This is a genomic window from Streptomyces sp. NPDC003016, assembly GCF_053591455.1.
This window is the reverse complement of record NZ_JBSFTV010000006.1, coordinates 187,696-206,365: the sequence shown is the minus strand read 5'-3', so window position 1 is coordinate 206,365 and position 18,670 is coordinate 187,696. Positions and strand designations below refer to the sequence as shown.

General features: G+C 69.1%; 14 protein-coding genes and 1 pseudogene. 6 read left to right on the top strand and 9 right to left on the bottom strand.

The window, feature by feature from the left end; all coding sequences use genetic code 11:
• Positions 1-144: 144 nt before the first annotated feature.
• The 6 genes from rplK to ACWDZ4_RS07440 all read left to right on the top strand — a co-directional run bounded on the left by rplK (position 145) and on the right by ACWDZ4_RS07440 (position 10,751).
• The gene (gene rplK, locus ACWDZ4_RS07465) at positions 145-579 is read left to right on the top strand and encodes a 50S ribosomal protein L11 (RefSeq protein WP_028812391.1); all 435 of its coding nucleotides are present in this window, start codon (positions 145-147) and stop codon (positions 577-579) included.
• A gap of 78 nt (positions 580-657) precedes the next feature.
• A complete protein-coding gene (gene rplA, locus ACWDZ4_RS07460) occupies positions 658-1,380 on the top strand; it encodes a 50S ribosomal protein L1 (protein ID WP_069927476.1) in 723 nt (240 codons plus the stop codon).
• A 318-nt stretch (positions 1,381-1,698) separates the two neighbouring features.
• Positions 1,699-2,229: a 50S ribosomal protein L10 gene (gene rplJ, locus ACWDZ4_RS07455; RefSeq protein WP_451507463.1), complete on the top strand. Its 531-nt coding sequence runs from the start codon at positions 1,699-1,701 to the stop codon at positions 2,227-2,229.
• A gap of 110 nt (positions 2,230-2,339) precedes the next feature.
• Positions 2,340-2,723 carry a 50S ribosomal protein L7/L12 gene (gene rplL / locus ACWDZ4_RS07450; RefSeq protein ID WP_451507462.1) on the top strand — a complete coding sequence of 128 codons (384 nt, stop codon included), beginning with the start codon at positions 2,340-2,342 and terminating at the stop codon, positions 2,721-2,723.
• Positions 2,724-3,270: 547 nt separating this feature from the next.
• A complete protein-coding gene (gene rpoB / locus ACWDZ4_RS07445; RefSeq protein ID WP_451507461.1) occupies positions 3,271-6,753 on the top strand; it encodes a DNA-directed RNA polymerase subunit beta in 3,483 nt (1,160 codons plus the stop codon).
• Between the two features lie 98 nt (positions 6,754-6,851).
• Positions 6,852-10,751 (top strand): DNA-directed RNA polymerase subunit beta', encoded by a 3,900-nt coding sequence (locus ACWDZ4_RS07440; protein ID WP_451507460.1) that lies wholly within the window; start codon positions 6,852-6,854, stop codon positions 10,749-10,751.
• Positions 10,752-10,823: 72 nt separating this feature from the next.
• Here ACWDZ4_RS07440 and ACWDZ4_RS07435 read toward each other — a convergent pair whose 3' ends face one another.
• The 9 genes and pseudogenes from ACWDZ4_RS07435 to ACWDZ4_RS07395 form a co-directional block, all read right to left on the bottom strand.
• Positions 10,824-11,087, bottom strand: coding sequence for a hypothetical protein (locus tag ACWDZ4_RS07435; RefSeq protein ID WP_344500007.1), 264 nt, complete (start codon positions 11,085-11,087; stop codon positions 10,824-10,826).
• Positions 11,071-11,307, bottom strand: coding sequence for a hypothetical protein (locus ACWDZ4_RS07430; RefSeq protein WP_451507459.1), 237 nt, complete (start codon positions 11,305-11,307; stop codon positions 11,071-11,073). Before ACWDZ4_RS07430 ends, ACWDZ4_RS07435 begins: the two co-directional genes overlap by 17 nt.
• An 11-nt stretch (positions 11,308-11,318) precedes the next feature.
• Positions 11,319-12,272, bottom strand: a complete 954-nt coding sequence (locus ACWDZ4_RS07425; protein ID WP_451507458.1) for a peptidoglycan-binding protein — start codon at positions 12,270-12,272, stop codon at positions 11,319-11,321.
• 82 nt (positions 12,273-12,354) lie between these two features.
• Positions 12,355-12,988: pseudogene (locus ACWDZ4_RS07420) on the bottom strand (peptidoglycan recognition protein family protein); the annotation flags it as partial.
• Between the two features lie 88 nt (positions 12,989-13,076).
• Complete coding sequence (locus ACWDZ4_RS07415; protein ID WP_451507457.1) at positions 13,077-14,522, bottom strand: phage tail protein; 1,446 nt, start codon at positions 14,520-14,522, stop codon at positions 13,077-13,079.
• Between the two features lie 71 nt (positions 14,523-14,593).
• A complete protein-coding gene (locus ACWDZ4_RS07410; protein WP_451507456.1) occupies positions 14,594-15,310 on the bottom strand; it encodes a hypothetical protein in 717 nt (238 codons plus the stop codon).
• 3 nt (positions 15,311-15,313) lie between these two features.
• Positions 15,314-16,420, bottom strand: coding sequence for a hypothetical protein (locus ACWDZ4_RS07405; protein WP_451507455.1), 1,107 nt, complete (start codon positions 16,418-16,420; stop codon positions 15,314-15,316).
• 8 nt (positions 16,421-16,428) lie between these two features.
• Complete coding sequence (locus tag ACWDZ4_RS07400) at positions 16,429-17,631, bottom strand: hypothetical protein (protein WP_451507454.1); 1,203 nt, start codon at positions 17,629-17,631, stop codon at positions 16,429-16,431.
• A gap of 49 nt (positions 17,632-17,680) precedes the next feature.
• Positions 17,681-18,616 (bottom strand): phage distal tail protein, encoded by a 936-nt coding sequence (locus ACWDZ4_RS07395; RefSeq protein ID WP_451507453.1) that lies wholly within the window; start codon positions 18,614-18,616, stop codon positions 17,681-17,683.
• Between the last annotated feature and the right edge of the window lie 54 nt (positions 18,617-18,670).

Here is an 18,670-nt window from a genome sequence, read left to right as displayed (position 1 = left end):
CTTCCGACCAGGTCAGACCGGCTCTCGCAGCTGGTCTGACCTGCTCGGTTTTTAGCCGCACCTCAATACCCGTTATCGTTGTGCGGTATGCCTCCGTCCGGTGATCGGATGGCAGGAAACTCTCACTAGGACCCGGAGAGAGCAATGCCTCCCAAGAAGAAGAAGGTCACGGGGCTCATCAAGCTCCAGATCAACGCCGGCGCGGCCAACCCGGCTCCGCCGGTCGGCCCCGCGCTCGGCCAGCACGGCGTCAACATCATGGAGTTCTGCAAGGCCTACAACGCCGCGACCGAGTCGCAGCGTGGCATGGTCGTGCCGGTGGAGATCACGGTCTACGAGGACCGCTCCTTCACCTTCGTGACGAAGACCCCGCCGGCCGCGAAGCTGATCCTCAAGGCCGCTGGTGTGGACAAGGGATCGGGCGAGCCCCACAAGACCAAGGTCGCGAAGCTCACCGCCGCTCAGGTGCGTGAGATCTCGACGGTCAAGCTCCCCGACCTGAACGCCAACGACCTCGAGGCCGCGGACAAGATCATCGCCGGTACCGCCCGTTCCATGGGCATCACCGTCGAGGGCTGAAAGTCCCCGTAGCACCTCAGTGGTAGGGCCAAGCGCTGGTCCGCACCACGACTCCACCTCCATACCTCAGGAGCAGAAGTGAAGCGCAGCAAGAACTTCCGCAGCGCGGACGCGAAGATCGACCGGGAGCGCCTGTACGCCCCGCTCGAGGCCGTCCGTATCGCCAAGGACACCTCCACCACGAAGTTCGACGGCACCGTCGAGGTCGCCATGCGTCTGGGTGTCGACCCGCGCAAGGCCGACCAGATGGTCCGCGGCACCGTGAACCTGCCGCACGGCACCGGCAAGACCGCCCGGGTCCTGGTCTTCGCGACCGGTGACCGTGCTGCGGCCGCGGAGGCCGCCGGCGCCGACATCGTCGGCTCCGACGAGCTCATCGACGAGGTCGCGAAGGGCCGTCTGGACTTCGACGCCGTCGTCGCCACCCCGGACCTCATGGGCAAGGTCGGCCGCCTCGGCCGCGTGCTCGGTCCGCGTGGTCTGATGCCGAACCCGAAGACCGGAACGGTCACCCCGGACGTGGCGAAGGCTGTCACGGACATCAAGGGCGGCAAGATCGAGTTCCGCGTCGACAAGCACTCGAACCTGCACTTCATCATCGGCAAGGTCTCCTTCGACGAGACGAAGCTGGTCGAGAACTACGCCGCGGCGCTGGAGGAGATCCTCCGTCTCAAGCCGTCCGCCGCGAAGGGCCGCTACATCAAGAAGGCCGCCCTCGCCACGACGATGGGTCCCGGCATCCCGCTGGACCCGAACCGCACCCGTAACCTCCTCGTCGAGGAGGACCCGGCAGCTGTCTGACCGGGTCGGGCCTGACGGCTCACCGAGTGGCTCAGTCGGGCCCCGCGCCTCCTCCGGGAGGCGCGGGGCCCGATTTGCTTGTGGGTGACCCGTTCACGTAGTCTTCCCCAGAAGCCAAAGACCGCTGGTCGTTGCCGTGCCTTGTGAAAGGTGCGGTGGCCGAAGGATCCGCTAGGTGCGGACGACCTGCGCAGGTGTCGTGGAAAGCTCCCGGGCTCGTTCCGGTCGAGCTCAGCCCCGTGCGCCTGCGCCGGGGCGTTTCGTTTTGCCCAGCCCCTTCTGAGCGGTCCTCATCACCCGGAAGGAGGCCGACGCTCTATGGCAAGGCCCGACAAGGCTGCCGCGGTAGCCGAGCTCGCGGACCAGTTCCGTAGCTCGAACGCCGCCGTGCTGACCGAGTACCGGGGTCTCACCGTGACGCAGCTCAAGACGCTGCGTCGTTCGCTCGGTGAGAACGCCCAGTACGCCGTGGTGAAGAACACGCTGACCAAGATCGCGGCCAACGAGGCCGGGATCGACACGCTGGACGACCTGTTCGCAGGCCCGACGGCGGTTGCCTTCATCACCGGTGACCCGGTGGAGTCGGCGAAGGGTCTTCGTGACTTCGCCAAGGAGAACCCCAACCTGATCATCAAGGGCGGTGTCCTTGACGGTAAGGCGCTGTCCGCCGATGAGATCAAGAAGCTCGCGGACCTCGAGTCCCGCGAGGTTCTGCTCGCCAAGCTGGCGGGCGCCATGAAGGGCAAGCAGTCGCAGACTGCCTCGCTGTTCAAGGCGCTTCCCTCGAAGTTCGTCCGCACCGCGGAGGCGCTCCGTGCCAAGCAGGCCGAGCAGGGCGGTGCCGAGTAATTCGGCTCGCTTTCTGACCGGCGCCGTCTAGGCGCAGGTCGCAGCGGGCCGGAAGTACGCCCGCCTCACATGTACATCGGCACCAGCCGAATTAGTGGAAGGACGCCATCATGGCGAAGCTCGCCCAGGCCGACCTGCTCGCGCAGTTCGAAGAGATGACCCTCATCGAGCTCTCCGAGTTCGTGAAGGCCTTCGAGGAGAAGTTCGACGTCACCGCCGCCGCCGCGGTCGCCGCCGTCGCCCCGGGTGCCCCCGGTGCCCCCGCCGAGGCCGCTGAGGAGCAGGACGAGTTCGACGTCATCCTCACCGGTGCCGGCGACAAGAAGATCCAGGTCATCAAGGTCGTGCGTGAGCTGACCTCGCTGGGTCTGAAGGAGGCCAAGGACCTCGTCGACGGCGCTCCGAAGCCGGTCCTCGAGAAGGTCACCAAGGAGGCCGCCGAGAAGGCTGCCGAGTCCCTCAAGGGCGCGGGCGCGGCCGTCGAGGTCAAGTGACCTCGTTGAGTCTCTGACTCAGCTGCTCTCGTTCTAAGGGCGATCACCCATTCGGGTGGTCGCCCTTAGGCGTTCCCGGGCCGTCGTCCTTGCTCTTGGCGTCGCGGCGAGTATCGTGATCTTCGCCGTACGCCCCGCGGTGGCCAGGCGCCGTACGGCGCCGTGGCCGGTGACCGGCCGCTGCGGAGAGCGGGGGCCTTGACGAACCGCACGAGGCGCGCAATTCTCAGGACGCGTCGTCATACCGATCCGGATCCGAGGCATGGATCGGCGACGCAGAGGGCAGTACTGATATGCGCACAGTGCGCATGGTTTTCCGCAGGAGTTGAGTACAGCGAGGGTGTCGTACGACCCGGTCTGGACATCAGTGAGCCAAGTGGCTACACTGACCCTTTGCGCTGCCTGTTAGCTGCCTCCTGCCCGTCACCAGGGGCATGCCCACGCTCGAGCATCGATGACCGACTTCCCTGACCAGGGATATCTGCCGCTGTGCCAGCTTGGGACCGGTACGCGCGTAGTGAGTCCGAGCCCTCGGAAGGACCCCCTCTTGGCCGCCTCGCGCAACGCCTCGACCTCCAATACGAACAACGGCGCCAGCACCGCCCCGCTGCGCATCTCCTTTGCAAAGATCAAGGAGCCCCTCGAGGTTCCCAACCTCCTCGCGCTGCAGACCGAGAGCTTTGACTGGCTGCTCGGCAATGCCGCTTGGAAGGGTCGCGTCGAGGCCGCTCTCGAGAGCGGACAGGACGTCCCCACCAAGTCCGGTCTGGAAGAGATCTTCGAGGAGATCTCGCCGATCGAGGACTTCTCCGGGTCGATGTCGCTGACCTTCCGCGACCACCGTTTCGAGCCTCCGAAGAACTCGATCGACGAGTGCAAGGAGCGCGACTTCACGTTCGCGGCTCCCCTCTTCGTCACCGCCGAGTTCACCAACAACGAGACCGGCGAGATCAAGTCCCAGACGGTCTTCATGGGCGATTTCCCGCTCATGACGAACAAGGGCACCTTCGTCATCAACGGCACCGAGCGTGTCGTCGTGTCGCAGCTGGTCCGCTCGCCGGGTGTCTACTTCGACTCCTCCATCGACAAGACGTCCGACAAGGACATCTTCTCGGCCAAGATCATCCCTTCCCGGGGTGCCTGGCTGGAGATGGAGATCGACAAGCGCGACATGGTCGGTGTCCGCATCGACCGCAAGCGCAAGCAGTCCGTCACCGTCCTCCTCAAGGCTCTCGGCTGGACCACCGAGCAGATCCTCGAGGAGTTCGGCGAGTACGAGTCCATGCGCGCCACCCTGGAGAAGGACCACACCCAGGGCCAGGACGACGCGCTGCTCGACATCTACCGCAAGCTGCGCCCGGGCGAGCCGCCCACGCGTGAGGCTGCTCAGACGCTGCTCGAGAACCTCTACTTCAACCCGAAGCGCTACGACCTCGCGAAGGTCGGCCGCTACAAGGTGAACAAGAAGCTCGGCGCCGATGAGCCGCTGAACGCGGGTGTCCTCACCAGCAAGGACATCATCGCCACCATCAAGTACCTGGTCCGGCTGCACGCCGGCGAGGTCGAGACGGTCGGCGAGTCGGGTCGCAGCATCGTCGTCGAGACCGACGACATCGACCACTTCGGCAACCGTCGTCTGCGCAACGTCGGCGAGCTCATCCAGAACCAGGTCCGCACGGGTCTGGCTCGTATGGAGCGCGTCGTGCGCGAGCGCATGACGACTCAGGACGTCGAGGCGATCACGCCGCAGACCCTGATCAACATCCGGCCGGTCGTCGCCTCCATCAAGGAGTTCTTCGGCACCAGCCAGCTGTCGCAGTTCATGGACCAGAACAACCCGCTGTCGGGTCTCACCCACAAGCGCCGTCTGTCGGCGCTCGGCCCGGGTGGTCTCTCCCGTGAGCGGGCCGGCTTCGAGGTCCGTGACGTGCACCCGTCCCACTACGGCCGCATGTGCCCGATCGAGACTCCCGAAGGCCCGAACATCGGTCTGATCGGTTCGCTCGCCTCGTACGGCCGCGTCAACGCGTTCGGTTTCGTCGAGACGCCGTACCGCAAGGTCGTCGACGGTGTCGTCACCGACGACGTCGACTACCTGACCGCCGATGAGGAAGACCGTTTCGTCATCGCGCAGGCCAACGCGACGCTGGGTGAGGACATGCGCTTCACCGAGTCGCGCGTGCTGGTCCGCCGTCGTGGCGGCGAGATCGACTACATCCCCGGCGACGACGTCGACTACATGGACGTCTCGCCGCGCCAGATGGTGTCGGTCGCGACCGCGATGATCCCGTTCCTCGAGCACGACGACGCCAACCGCGCGCTCATGGGCGCGAACATGATGCGTCAGGCCGTGCCGCTGATCACGTCCGAGGCGCCGCTCGTCGGCACCGGCATGGAGTACCGCTGCGCGGTCGACGCCGGTGACGTCATCAAGGCGGAGAAGGACGGTGTGGTCCAGGAGGTATCCGCGGACTACATCACCGTCACCAACGACGACGGTACGTACACCACGTACCGGATCGCCAAGTTCTCCCGCTCGAACCAGGGCACCTCGGTCAACCAGAAGGTTGTCGTGGACGAGGGCGCCCGCGTCGTCGAGGGCCAGGTCCTCGCCGACGGTCCGGCCACCCAGCAGGGTGAGATGGCGCTCGGCAAGAACCTGCTCGTGGCGTTCATGCCGTGGGAGGGTCACAACTACGAAGACGCGATCATCCTCAGCCAGCGCCTGGTCCAGGACGACGTCCTCTCCTCGATCCACATCGAGGAGCACGAGGTCGACGCCCGTGACACCAAGCTCGGCCCGGAGGAGATCACCCGGGACATCCCGAACGTCTCCGAGGAGGTCCTCGCGGACCTCGACGAGCGCGGCATCATCCGTATCGGTGCCGAGGTCGTCGCCGGTGACATCCTCGTCGGCAAGGTCACGCCCAAGGGCGAGACCGAGTTGACGCCGGAAGAGCGCCTGCTGCGCGCGATCTTCGGTGAGAAGGCGCGCGAGGTGCGCGACACCTCCCTGAAGGTCCCGCACGGCGAGGTCGGCAAGATCATCGGCGTCCGCGTCTTCGACCGCGAAGAGGGCGACGAGCTGCCGCCGGGCGTGAACCAGCTGGTCCGCGTCTACGTCGCGCAGAAGCGCAAGATCACCGATGGTGACAAGCTCGCCGGCCGTCACGGCAACAAGGGCGTCATCTCGAAGATCCTGCCGATCGAGGACATGCCGTTCCTGGAGGACGGCACCCCGGTCGACATCATCCTCAACCCGCTGGGTGTCCCGTCCCGAATGAACCCGGGACAGGTCCTCGAAATCCACCTGGGCTGGCTCGCCAGCCAGGGCTGGAAGGTCGAGGGCGACGAGGACTGGATGGAGCGTCTGAAGGTCATCGGCGCCGACGAGGTCGCCCCCGGCACCAACGTCGCCACGCCGGTGTTCGACGGTGCGCGCGAGGACGAGATCTCGGGTCTCTTCGAGTCCACGATCCCGAACCGCGACGGCAACAGGATGGTGCAGCCCTCGGGCAAGGCCAACCTGTTCGACGGCCGCTCGGGCGAGCCTTTCCCGGAGCCGGTCTCGGTCGGCTACATGTACATCCTCAAGCTCCACCACCTGGTCGACGACAAGCTCCATGCCCGTTCGACCGGTCCGTACTCCATGATCACCCAGCAGCCGCTGGGTGGTAAGGCCCAGTTCGGTGGTCAGCGCTTCGGTGAGATGGAGGTGTGGGCGCTCGAGGCTTACGGCGCCGCTTACGCCCTCCAGGAACTGCTGACCATCAAGTCCGACGACGTCACCGGCCGCGTGAAGGTCTACGAGGCCATCGTCAAGGGCGAGAACATTCCTGAGCCCGGCATCCCCGAGTCCTTCAAGGTGCTCATCAAGGAGATGCAGTCCCTGTGCCTCAACGTGGAGGTGCTGTCCTCGGACGGCATGTCCATCGAGATGCGCGACACCGACGAGGACGTCTTCCGCGCTGCGGAAGAGCTCGGTATCGACCTGTCCCGGCGCGAGCCGAGCAGCGTCGAAGAGGTCTGACGGGTTGGCCGGCCGCCGCTTCACCGCGGCGGCCGGCTCTCCCCGGACCCGTTCAGACCATGATTGACTCTCGACCCCGAAAGAGGGATTGACGACAAGTGCTCGACGTCAACTTCTTCGACGAGCTGCGGATTGGCCTCGCCACCGCGGACGACATCCGGACCTGGTCGCACGGCGAAGTGAAGAAGCCTGAGACCATCAACTACCGCACGCTCAAGCCCGAGAAGGACGGACTCTTCTGCGAGAAGATCTTCGGTCCGACCCGGGACTGGGAGTGCTACTGCGGCAAGTACAAGCGTGTCCGCTTCAAGGGCATCATCTGCGAGCGCTGCGGCGTCGAGGTCACTCGCGCCAAGGTGCGTCGTGAGCGGATGGGCCACATTGAGCTGGCCGCCCCTGTCACGCACATCTGGTACTTCAAGGGCGTTCCTTCGCGCCTCGGCTACCTGCTCGACCTCGCGCCGAAGGACCTCGAAAAGGTCATCTACTTCGCTGCGTACATGATCACGTTCGTGGACGAGGAGCGCCGCACGCGCGACCTGCCGTCGCTGGAGGCGCACGTCTCCGTAGAGCGTCAGCAGATCGAGAACCGTCGCGACGCCGACCTCGAAGCCCGCGCCAAGAAGCTCGAGACCGACCTGGCCGAGCTCGAGGCCGAGGGTGCCAAGGCCGACGTACGCCGCAAGGTGCGCGAAGGCGCCGAGCGTGAGATGAAGCAGCTGCGCGACCGTGCGCAGCGCGAGATCGACCGTCTCGACGAGGTGTGGAGCCGCTTCAAGAACCTCAAGGTCCAGGACCTCGAGGGCGACGAGCTGCTCTACCGCGAGCTGCGCGACCGCTTCGGCACGTACTTCGACGGCTCGATGGGCGCCGCGGCGCTCCAGAAGCGCCTGGAGTCCTTCGACCTCAACGAGGAGGCCGAGCGCCTCCGCGAGATCATCCGTACCGGCAAGGGCCAGAAGAAGACCCGTGCGCTCAAGCGCCTCAAGGTCGTCTCCGCGTTCCTGCAGACCAGCAACAGCCCCAAGGGCATGGTGCTCGACTGCGTGCCGGTCATCCCGCCGGACCTGCGTCCGATGGTGCAGCTGGACGGTGGCCGCTTCGCGACCTCCGACCTGAACGACCTGTACCGCCGCGTGATCAACCGCAACAACCGTCTCAAGCGTCTCCTCGACCTCGGTGCTCCCGAGATCATCGTGAACAACGAGAAGCGCATGCTTCAGGAGGCCGTCGACGCGCTCTTCGACAACGGCCGTCGTGGTCGCCCGGTCACGGGCCCCGGCAACCGTCCGCTGAAGTCGCTGTCCGACATGCTCAAGGGCAAGCAGGGTCGATTCCGTCAGAACCTTCTCGGCAAGCGTGTGGACTACTCCGCGCGTTCCGTGATCGTCGTCGGCCCGCAGCTCAAGCTGCACCAGTGCGGTCTGCCGAAGGCCATGGCGCTGGAGCTCTTCAAGCCGTTCGTGATGAAGCGCCTGGTCGACCTGAACCACGCGCAGAACATCAAGTCGGCGAAGCGCATGGTCGAGCGCGGCCGCACGGTCGTGTACGACGTCCTGGAAGAGGTCATCGCCGAGCACCCGGTTCTGCTGAACCGTGCGCCGACGCTGCACCGCCTCGGCATCCAGGCCTTCGAGCCGCAGCTGGTCGAGGGCAAGGCCATCCAGATCCACCCGCTCGTCTGCACCGCGTTCAACGCGGACTTCGACGGTGACCAGATGGCCGTGCACCTGCCGCTTTCGGCAGAGGCGCAGGCCGAGGCCCGCATCCTGATGCTGTCCTCGAACAACATCCTGAAGCCGGCCGACGGTCGTCCCGTCACCATGCCGACCCAGGACATGGTGCTGGGCCTGTTCTTCCTCACGACCGACGAGGAAGAGCGCAAGGTCATCGGTGAGGGCCGCTCCTTCGGCTCGACCGCCGAGGCGACCATGGCGTTCGACAACCGCGAGCTCTCGCTCCAGGCCAAGGTCGACATCCGCTTCCCGGTGGGCACCATCCCGCCGCGTGGCTGGGTGCCGCCGGTCGCCGAGGAGGGTGAGCAGGAGTTCCAGCAGGGTGACAGCTTCCGGCTGCGCACCACGCTGGGCCGCGCGCTCTTCAACGAGCTGCTGCCCGAGGACTACCCGTTCGTCGACTACTCGGTGGGCAAGAAGCAGCTCTCCGAGATCGTCAACGACCTGGCGGAGCGCTACCCCAAGGTGATCGTGGCGGCGACGCTCGACAACCTGAAGGCGGCCGGCTTCCACTGGGCGACCCGTTCGGGCGTCACCGTGGCCATCTCCGACGTCGTCGTGCCCGAGGCCAAGAAGGCCATCGTCAAGGGCTACGAGGCGCAGGACGAGAAGGTCCAGAAGCAGTACGAGCGCGGTCTCATCACCAAGGAAGAGCGCACTCAGGAGCTCATCGCGATCTGGACCAAGGCGACCAACGAGGTTGCCGAGGCGATGAACGCGAACTTCCCCAAGACGAACCCCATCTTCATGATGGTTGACTCGGGTGCCCGAGGAAACATGATGCAGATGCGTCAGATCGCCGGTATGCGTGGTCTGGTGTCGAACGCCAAGAACGAGACGATTCCGCGTCCGATCAAGGCGTCGTTCCGCGAGGGTCTGTCCGTGCTGGAGTACTTCATCTCCACCCACGGTGCCCGTAAGGGTCTCGCCGACACCGCCCTGCGTACCGCCGACTCGGGTTACCTGACCCGTCGTCTGGTGGACGTCTCGCAGGACGTGATCATCCGCGAGGAGGACTGCGGCACCGACCGCGGCCTCAAGCTGAAGATCGCGGAGAAGGGTGCCGACGGCATCCTCCGCAAGACCGACGACGTCGAGACGAGCGTGTACGCACGCATGCTCGCCGAGGACGTCGTCATCGACGGCAAGGTCATCGCGCCGGCCAACGTCGACCTCGGTGACGTGCTCATCGACCAGCTGGTCATGCACGGCGTCGAGGAGGTCAAGACCCGCTCGGTCCTGACCTGCGAGTCCGCGGTCGGCACCTGTGCCTTCTGCTACGGACGCTCGCTCGCCACCGGCAAGCTGGTCGACATCGGTGAGGCGGTCGGCATCATCGCCGCCCAGTCCATCGGTGAGCCCGGCACGCAGCTGACGATGCGTACCTTCCACACCGGTGGTGTGGCCGGTGACGACATCACCCAGGGTCTGCCCCGTGTCGTCGAGCTCTTCGAGGCCCGTACGCCCAAGGGTGTCGCCCCGATCTCGGAGGCGGCCGGCCGCATCCGTATCGAGGAGACCGAGAAGACCAAGAAGATCGTCGTCACCCCGGACGACGGCAGCGACGAGACGGCGTTCCCGATCTCGAAGCGTGCCCGTCTGCTCGTGGGCGAGGGCGACCACGTCGAGGTGGGCCAGAAGCTCACCGTGGGTGCCACCAACCCGCACGACGTGCTGCGGATCCTCGGTCAGCGCGCGGTCCAGGTCCACCTGGTCGGCGAGGTCCAGAAGGTCTACAACAGCCAGGGTGTGTCGATCCACGACAAGCACATCGAGATCATCATCCGGCAGATGCTCCGCCGCGTGACGATCATCGAGTCGGGCGACGCCGAGCTGCTTCCGGGCGAGCTCGTCGAGCGCGGCCGCTTCGAGGGCGAGAACCGTCGTGTGGTCACGGAAGGCGGCCACCCGGCCTCCGGCCGTCCGCAGCTGATGGGTATCACCAAGGCCTCGCTGGCGACCGAGTCGTGGCTGTCGGCGGCGTCCTTCCAGGAGACGACCAGGGTTCTGACGGACGCGGCGATCAACGCCAAGTCCGACTCCCTGATCGGCCTCAAGGAGAACGTCATCATCGGTAAGCTCATCCCGGCCGGTACGGGTCTGTCCCGCTACCGCAACATCCGGGTGGAGCCCACCGAGGAGGCCAAGGCCGCGATGTACTCGGCCGTCGGCTACGACGACATCGACTACTCGCCGTTCGGCACCGGCTCCGGCCAGGCCGTTCCGCTGGAGGACTACGACTACGGTCCGTACAACCAGTAAGCGAGTCGCTCGGCCGAAGGGCGGTCACCCCGTGGGGGTGGCCGCCCTTCGGGCTGTGCGGACACGGCCGGCCTAGCGGCCGACCGCCTGCCAGAGGGCGAGGGTGAAACCGGCGGTGGCGGTGACGGCCGTGATGCTCGCCAGCGGCCAGCGGCTGCGCTCCAGCGCGTCCAGCCTCGCCTCGTGGTCGGCGAGCTGTTTGTCGGTCTGGTCGCTGCGCTGGACGAGGAGGGCGAGCGCGCCGTCGGCGCGGGCGAACCCGGCCTCCAGCGTGCCGCGGAGCCGTTCCAGCTCAAGGGCAACCATCACGGGGTCGTTCCTATCGATCTCCATCATCGGCGGCCCCCGAGTAGCTCCGGAGCCACGAGGGCAGGATCTTCTGGACGGCCTCCAGGGCCATGATCCGGGTCAGTGCGCCGGCGATGACCAGGGCTCCGGCGACCCAGGGGAGCGTGGCCGGAAGGCCGGAGGCGTCGACGAGGGCGGGGAGCACGACGGCGATGCCGACGGCGGACTGGAGGACGGTGCGTGCCGTGCGCTTGGCGGCGTCGGACATGGTGGGTCTCCTCAGTTGGTGTACGGGACCTTCAGGGCGTTCCAGGAGGTGCGCCCGGGCATCCCGTCGGCGTCGGAGCCGCGGAAGCCGAGCTTGCGCTGCCACTTCGCGTAGCCGCGGCGGTCGGCCTCGGTCCAGCGGGGGCCGGGCCCGACCGCGTACTGGGAGCACCCCTCGGCGACCAGCCGCCGGCCCATCGCGGTGATGACCGGGGAGCTGGTGCGGCCGGTGAAGAAGTCCGCGCCGGGGAAGGGGTGGTACTTCTGCGGCGGGGTGGTCCTCGGGGGAACCGGCTTCGAGGGGGCCGGTTTCGGCGGGACCGGGCGCGGGGCGGGCCTGCCGCCCGGGGCCGAGGCGAGGCGGGCGGCGATCCGGGCCCGCATGTCCGCCATGGCGAAGCCGCGCGGGTCGCTCTTGTGGTCGGACCACTCCAGGTGGCCGATGACGGACTTGGCGCTCCAGCCGTGGGCGCGGCAGATCGCGGCGGAGGCCCGCTCGACGGCGTCGAGCTGGGCGGCGGGCCAGGGGTCCGCGCCGTCGCCGAGGTTGACGCACTCGAAGCCGTAGAAGCGGGCGTTGCCGTCGACGGCCCCGGAGCTGCCCTGGTGCTTGCCGCTCGCGGGCGGGCGGCTGCCGTAGCTCTCGGCGCTGACCGCGTCGAGGACGGCAGGGTCGCCACCGCCGGCGTGGTTGGCCCGGCCGTTGCCGACCAGGTACACGGTGCCGTCCTTGGCGATGACACCGTGGCAGAGCGGGCCGGGCAGTGACGCGTATCCGTTGAAGCAGAGCGCGACGGAGGAGGCCGTGCCGCTGGAGACGGTGTGGTGGATCATCACGCCGTTGACGGGGCCCCAGGCACCGGCGTGATTGCGGTTGCGGGAGCGCCAGCCGTTGCGCTCGGCAACGGTGACGCCTTCGGCGCGGAGCGCGGTGATCAGCCGGTCCGCGGTGAGGGGAGTGGCCATACGGGTCTCCTCCGGACATGTGAAAGCCCCGGGCCCGGGCGGGCGCGGGGCGGTGTACGGGTGGGGCGGGAGGGTCAGGAGGCGGGCGGTTGCGGCGGGGTGGTGGCCAGGCGGCTCGCGATCCGGGTCCGCAGGCCGGGCATGGGGACGCCGCGCGGGTCGCTCTTCCAGTCGGACCACTCCAGGTGGCCGATGACCGACTTGGAGGTCCAGGCGTGGGCGCGGCAGAGGGCGGCCGAGGCACGCTCGATGGCGTCGAGCTGGGCGGCGGGCCAGGGGTCCGCGCCGTCGCCGAGGTTGACGCACTCGAAGCCGTAGAAGCGGGTGTTGCCGTCGACGGCCCCGGCGCTGCCCTGGTGCTCGTTGGTGGCCGGCGGGCGGTCTCCGTAGTTCTCCGCGATCACGGCCTTCAGGACGTCCGGGTCGCCGCCGCCGGCGTGGTTGGCGCGGCCGTTGCCGACCAGGTAGACGGTGCCGTCCTTGTCGATGACGCCGTGGCAGAGGGGGCCCGGCAGACCTTCGTACCCGTTGTAACAGAGCTCGACGGAGGCGGTGGTGCCACTGGAGACGGTGTGGTGGACCATCACGCCGTTGACGGGACCCCAGGCGCCCACGTGGTTGCGGTTGTGGGTGCGCCAGCCGTCGTGCTCGACGACCGTGACGCCTTCGGTGCGCAGGGCGGCCAGGAGCTGGTCGGCGGTGAGGGGAGTGGCCATGGGGATGTCCTTCCGGAGAGCGGGAAAGCCCCGTGCCGGTGGAGGCCGGCACGGGGCTCGTGGTGCGGGTGGAGCGTAGGGGGCAGGGTCAGGAGAGCGCGGCCCAGATCGCGTTCGAGTCCGCGACCACCGTCGACGGGGTGAACGACGCCGGGAGCGCGGTCTGGCCCGTGGTGGGGAGCCGGCCGTGGCGGACGAAGGCGCCCGGCATCCGGGCACTGCCGCCCGGGGTCTCGCCCATGGACGCGCCTCGCATGAAGGCCGGGCCGTTGGTGTTGGGGCTGGGGCCGTTGACCACCAGCGCCACCCAGTAGTTGCCGGGAGCGGCGGCGTACGCGGTGGTCAGCGGCAGCACGGCCGTCCTGCCCTCGGTCGCGGTGAGCAGGCCGTTCAGAGCGGCCGTCTGGCCGACCTTGGCGCCGGCGCTGGTGTAGAGGCCGGCGAAGGAGGTGGCCGCGAGGGTGCCGCCCACGTAACCGGGGATGTAGAACACCACGTTCTTCACGGTCGTGGCCGCGTGCAGCGGGACGCCGATCAGGTACACCCAGCCGCTGACGCAGTACTGGACGGAGTTGGCCGAGGACGCCGCCGGGTCGAACGCCCAGCTGGAGAAGCCCATCGAGCCGGGGGACCAGGTGCCCGCGGCCGAGACGGAGTCGACGTAGCCGCGCCGGGCCAGCTGGTTGGCGGTGGACGGGTTGACGCCGGTGGAGGGAGGGACCACGAAGGTCTTGGCGCCGTTCACCGTCTGGTCGCCGGTCATCAGCACGGCGTCGCCGGCCGCGACCGCCGAGACGTCGGTGGCGGTCAGCTGCACCGCCCCCGCCTGGCCGTTGACGGTCTTGACCGGGGCCGCGTTGATGCCGAGGTAGCGGGTGTCGCCGGAGGCCGGGGTCAGCGCGCCGAGATCGGCGGCGGTGACGGTGACGTCACCGGTGCGCCCGTTGACCGAGGAGACGGCGCCCGTGATCGCGGGCAGCTGCCCCGTCGGCACCTTGCCGTCGGGGCCGAGACTCGCGACACCGCCGGCCGCGCCCACCTTGTTGGCGGCGATGGCGGAGACATCGGCGGCGGTGAGGGTGATGTCGGGAGTGGTGCGCCCGTTGACGGACCGGACCGGGCCCGCCGGGCCGGCCGGGCCCATCTGGCCGGCCGGGCCGGGCGGGCCGGGGACGGCCACGTAGTTCGGGGTGTTGGGGTCGGCCGGGGCCGAGTCGGCCAGGTCGATCGCCGGCCGGGACGCGGGCAGAGCCATCTGGTACGCGCGGTTGTGGCCGAGTCCGGCGAGCTTCTCGGTGACCTGGTACGTCCAGTCGACCGGGTTCCAGCCGGGGGCGTCGGTGGCCGGCAGCACGACGTTGATCCGGCCCTCGCCGTCGAGGCGGGCGACGGTCGGTCCGCCGACGAAGACGTCGGCGGTGGCGTGGGTGAGCAGGGACGGCGGGCGGAACTCGACGGAACCGCTCATCGGGGTGCCGTCCGGGGTGAGATACCGGGCGGTGACACGGACGGTGGGGATTGACGCGGGGAGCACGGAGGGTCTCCTTCACAGGTTCGGGTGTGGTGCCTGGCCGACGGTGGCGCGGGCGGGGGCGGGTCCCGGGATCAGGACTGGACGCCGTACAGCGCGAGCGGACGGCAGCGGACGGTGTCGCCCGCCGCCGCGACCTTCGCCTGGATCTCGAAGGTGACCGTCGCGCTGAAGCCGACGCCCAGGGACTCCCTGAACTCCAGGTCCGCGCCGGGGCCGCCGGCGGGACCCACCTGGGCCCCGTCGACGAGGAGGCGGACTTCCGCGCCCGCCGGGCCCTGGACGGCGATCCGGGCGTACAGCCGCGGGTGCTGGGAGATGGCCGGACCGCTGTAGAGCGTGGTCCAGTCCGTGTTCCCGGTCGACTCCCAGCGGGCCACGTCGACCGGCCGGGGCAGCGGGTACGGGATGTACGGACGGGCGAGGCCGCGCTGGGCGGCGTCGTCGGCGACGACGACGTTGCCGCGCCGGTCGAAGATCTGCACCGGCTGGGTCTCCAGCTGGTCCGGGGCGGTCGTCCGTACGGTCAGCGCCATGGACCCGTCGTCCCGGCGGATCATCAGACCCTGCTGCGGGGTGTCCGGGTTGCGGTCGGGCTGGACCCGGCCCATGTGGATCAGGTCCTCGCCGCCGGCGGTCCGGACGCGCAGCCGGCCGCCGTCACCGATGACGACATCGCCGTCGCTGATCCGGTTGAGCGCGGGAGTGGTGTTGGCACTGCCCATGAGGTCCCGGATCTGCCGTTCCAGGGTGCGGATGCGGTCCAGCAGATCGGTGGGGATGATCGCCAAGGGTTACACCCCTTCCAGGTAGAGCGTGGCGGTTTCCGGCTTGGTGCGCTGCGGCGGGTTCACGGCGAGCCCGACGATCCGGTAGTGGGCGTCGAGCCCGTCCTGGTGCCACAGGTCGTGGATCCGCAGCCGGATCCGGGCGCCGAGCAGGGCGGGCGTGATCCGGCCGTCGAGGACGACGGTCAGCTCGGGGATGAGCTCCGGCCTGCGCTGCCGCGCCAGCTCGGCCCTGGCCAGGGAGCGGAGGGTGGCCGCGTCCTTGACAGCGCTGTGGTCCGAGGTGCGCTCCAGCCGGGGCCAGCCGCCGGTCAGGTCGGCCGGCTCGCTCTCCACGGCGGTGAGGGGCAGTGAGTCCTTGGCCTGGTCGGTGTTGGCCGACTCGCCGCGGGCCACCCAGACGTTCGCCTGCACGGTGGCGTCCGTGGGCAGGCTGTACGTCAGGACGGAGCCGGGATGGTCCAGGACGATGTCCGCCTGGCTCGACTCGATCCTCGGATGGCCCAGCTGGAGCCGCTTGACGCGGCGGCCCTGACCGTCGCGGTAGCAGTGGACGCGCCACTCGAAACCGTCCGCCAGCTGGGCCAGCTTGTCGATCAGCTCCCGGACCCGGGCCAGGGCCGTGTAGCCGGACGCGAAGTCGCGCCGTATCCCCGACATCTCCGCGCCCAGGCTGATCCCGATGTCGCCGCCCTCCTGTTCCTGGGCGTGGGCCACCAGGGACCGGGCGATGTCGAACTGGTCGGCCTGGACGAGCAGCATGTCGGCCGAGAGGATGCGGTGGTCCAGGTACGAGTCGAAGGTGCCCGCCTGGAACTGCACCGTCATCCGGCCCTGTTCGTCGGTGGCGGGGGTGCAGGTCCAGAGCATCCCGCCCCACCAGATGTCCCCGTCCCGCTCCAGCCAGACCGCGGTACGGCCGGGCTGCAGGGCCTCCTTGGCGCGGGCGGCCAGGGCCGGCTCGGGCAGCGGGACGGTCGCCGACAGCGACCCCGACTTGCCGATGAAGTCGTCGAACTTGGCCTCCGTGAGCGGCAGGACGTCGAGGACCCGGTCGGTACGCAGGTCGCAGAAGACCGCCCGGTAGACGGGCGTGATGAGGGCTCCGCCCATGGGGCGGCTCACAGCATCGGGTCGACGCGGATGAACCGGTTGTCGACCCAGGCGTTGTTGCTGGTGGCCGAGGACGAGTACGCGCCGACCGCGGTGTAGACCGTGTGCGGCTTGAGGCCGGTGACCCGGAACGTGTGCGCCACGGAGTGGCCGTTCTTGCCGGTCGCCTGGGCCGCCCGCTGCTCGTCGGCCGGGAGCACGACGGCGCCGGCCAGCCGGATGACCGCCGTCATCTTCGACCAGGCGCCGTCCACCGGGTTGCTGCCGAAGTAGCCGACGGTGACGAGGACCGCGCCCGAGACCGGCGTGGTGAACTGGGCGGAGATGGACGGGCCGGCGGTGTCGGTGACGGCCTCCACCCAGGTGGTGGACTTGCAGAAGCCGCCGTCGTTGTTGTAGGCCCAGCCGGTGGCGGGGACGACCGGCCGCCACACGGTGCCGTCCCAGCGCTGGAGCCTGCCGCCCTCGTCGCGGTACTGGCCCACGTACTCACCGGCCGCCAGCGCGCCCTGCGGGGCGACACCGCCGATGTGCCGCGGGTAGGAGACCCAGCGGGTGCCGTCCCAGCGCTGGAGCTGACTGGCGTTGTCGCGGTACTGGCCCGCGTAGCCGCCCTTGCTGTCGCGGTTCCACGACTCGGCGAGGATGCCGCCGGCCGCCACCGTGGTGTGGCGCATGTCGTAGACGGCCTTGGACCAGTCCAGGCCGCCGGTGCCGACCGACGCGCCGGCCGGGACGTTTACCCGGGCGAGAGCGATGGCGCCCTCCGGCACCGGCTGCGGCTCCGGGGTGGGCGCCGGGGCGCCCTTGAGGATCTCCAGGACGGCCTCGGTGCGCCCGGAGACCGGGGCGAACTGGGCGTCGTACACCCGCAGCAGCACCAGGTCGACGCGCGGGTTGTTCGCGTCGCCGTCGTCGAAGGTGATCTGGGTGTAGTCGGTGAGGACGACCGGGTAGGCGCCGGCCGCGGGGGAGCCCTGGATGACGGCACGGCCGGGGGCGACGTTCGCCGTCATCCCGGCGGTGTCACCGTAGACGTACAGGGCGTCCATCATGTACCGGCCGTCCTTGGACCCCGGGACGACACCGGAGACGCTGGTCAGCGCGCCGCTGGGAGCCATGGTGCCGGTGGGGGCGAGCCGGGTGTCGGAGCGGGACTGGCCGGAGTCGGTCGTCGTGCGGTTGATCAGCCATGCGCTGCGTACGGGCATGAGGTCCTCCTGGGAGATGCGTTGCGGAAGTCGGGGAGTGCGGGGCCGGTCACCAGTGGGAGTCGCGCCAGCGGACCGTGACCGAGGCCCGGGGGTCGGGCGTCGCGTCGTCGGAGCGGAAGGCGAGCGACGTACGCCCCGGCTCCAGCCGGAACAGCTGCTCGGGCGCCGACGCGGGCGTCGCCGTGTAGAGCCGGGACGCCGTGCCGTTGAGCCGGACCGTCCCCGCCTCGGTGTCGACGGTGAGGACCTCACCGGCCCCGAGCACGATGTCGTACTGGAGCTGGCGGCCGTCGCCGAGCCGGCTCAGGGTCGGGCGGCGCACCGGGCCGCGGAACTCGATCACCGGGTGGGCGGCCGCGCCGCCCTCGTTGACGGCGGTGAAACTGCCGGCCTCCGCGTCGCCGCCCCATTCCATCGGCCAGTCCAGTCCGCTGCCGGCTTCGTTGTCCCAGACCAGTCCGGGCTCCGGGACCGGCAGCACGGCCTGGCCCTCACGCGGGGCGGTGCTGAAGCGGCGGGGGTCGGTCGCCGTCCACTGGAGGCTGGCCTTGGCCATGCCCTGTCGTACGTACGTACGGTCCTGGGGGACCACCCGGCGGCTGACCCGGGCACGCACCGCGAGCGTCTCGCCGTGCAGGCGCACCGCGAGCCAGCGCTCCCCGCCCTCGGGGCCGGTGGCCGCGCGGAACGCGGCGCTGGTGTCCGCGGCCTGCGCCGCGGTCGGCGGGACCAGCCAGACGGTGGCGGTGACGAGCCGGGGCTGCGCCCAGACCGCGCCCGGCCAGGCGCCGTGCTGGTCGGGGCGGGCGACGTCACCGGTGTCGAGGGTGGGCAGATCGTCCCAGCCGGTGATGCCGGAACGGTCGATCTGGTACGGCGTCCCGGGGCCCATCAGCAGTCCGGCCCACTGGATCTGCCCGTCGCGGGTGATCAGTGAGCCGGGTGCGGTCTCGTCCGTGTATGCGATTGTGGTCTCGGCCATGACGGGCCGTCACCTCACTTTCGTCAGGCCGCGCTCAGGCCGGGCTCAGGCCGC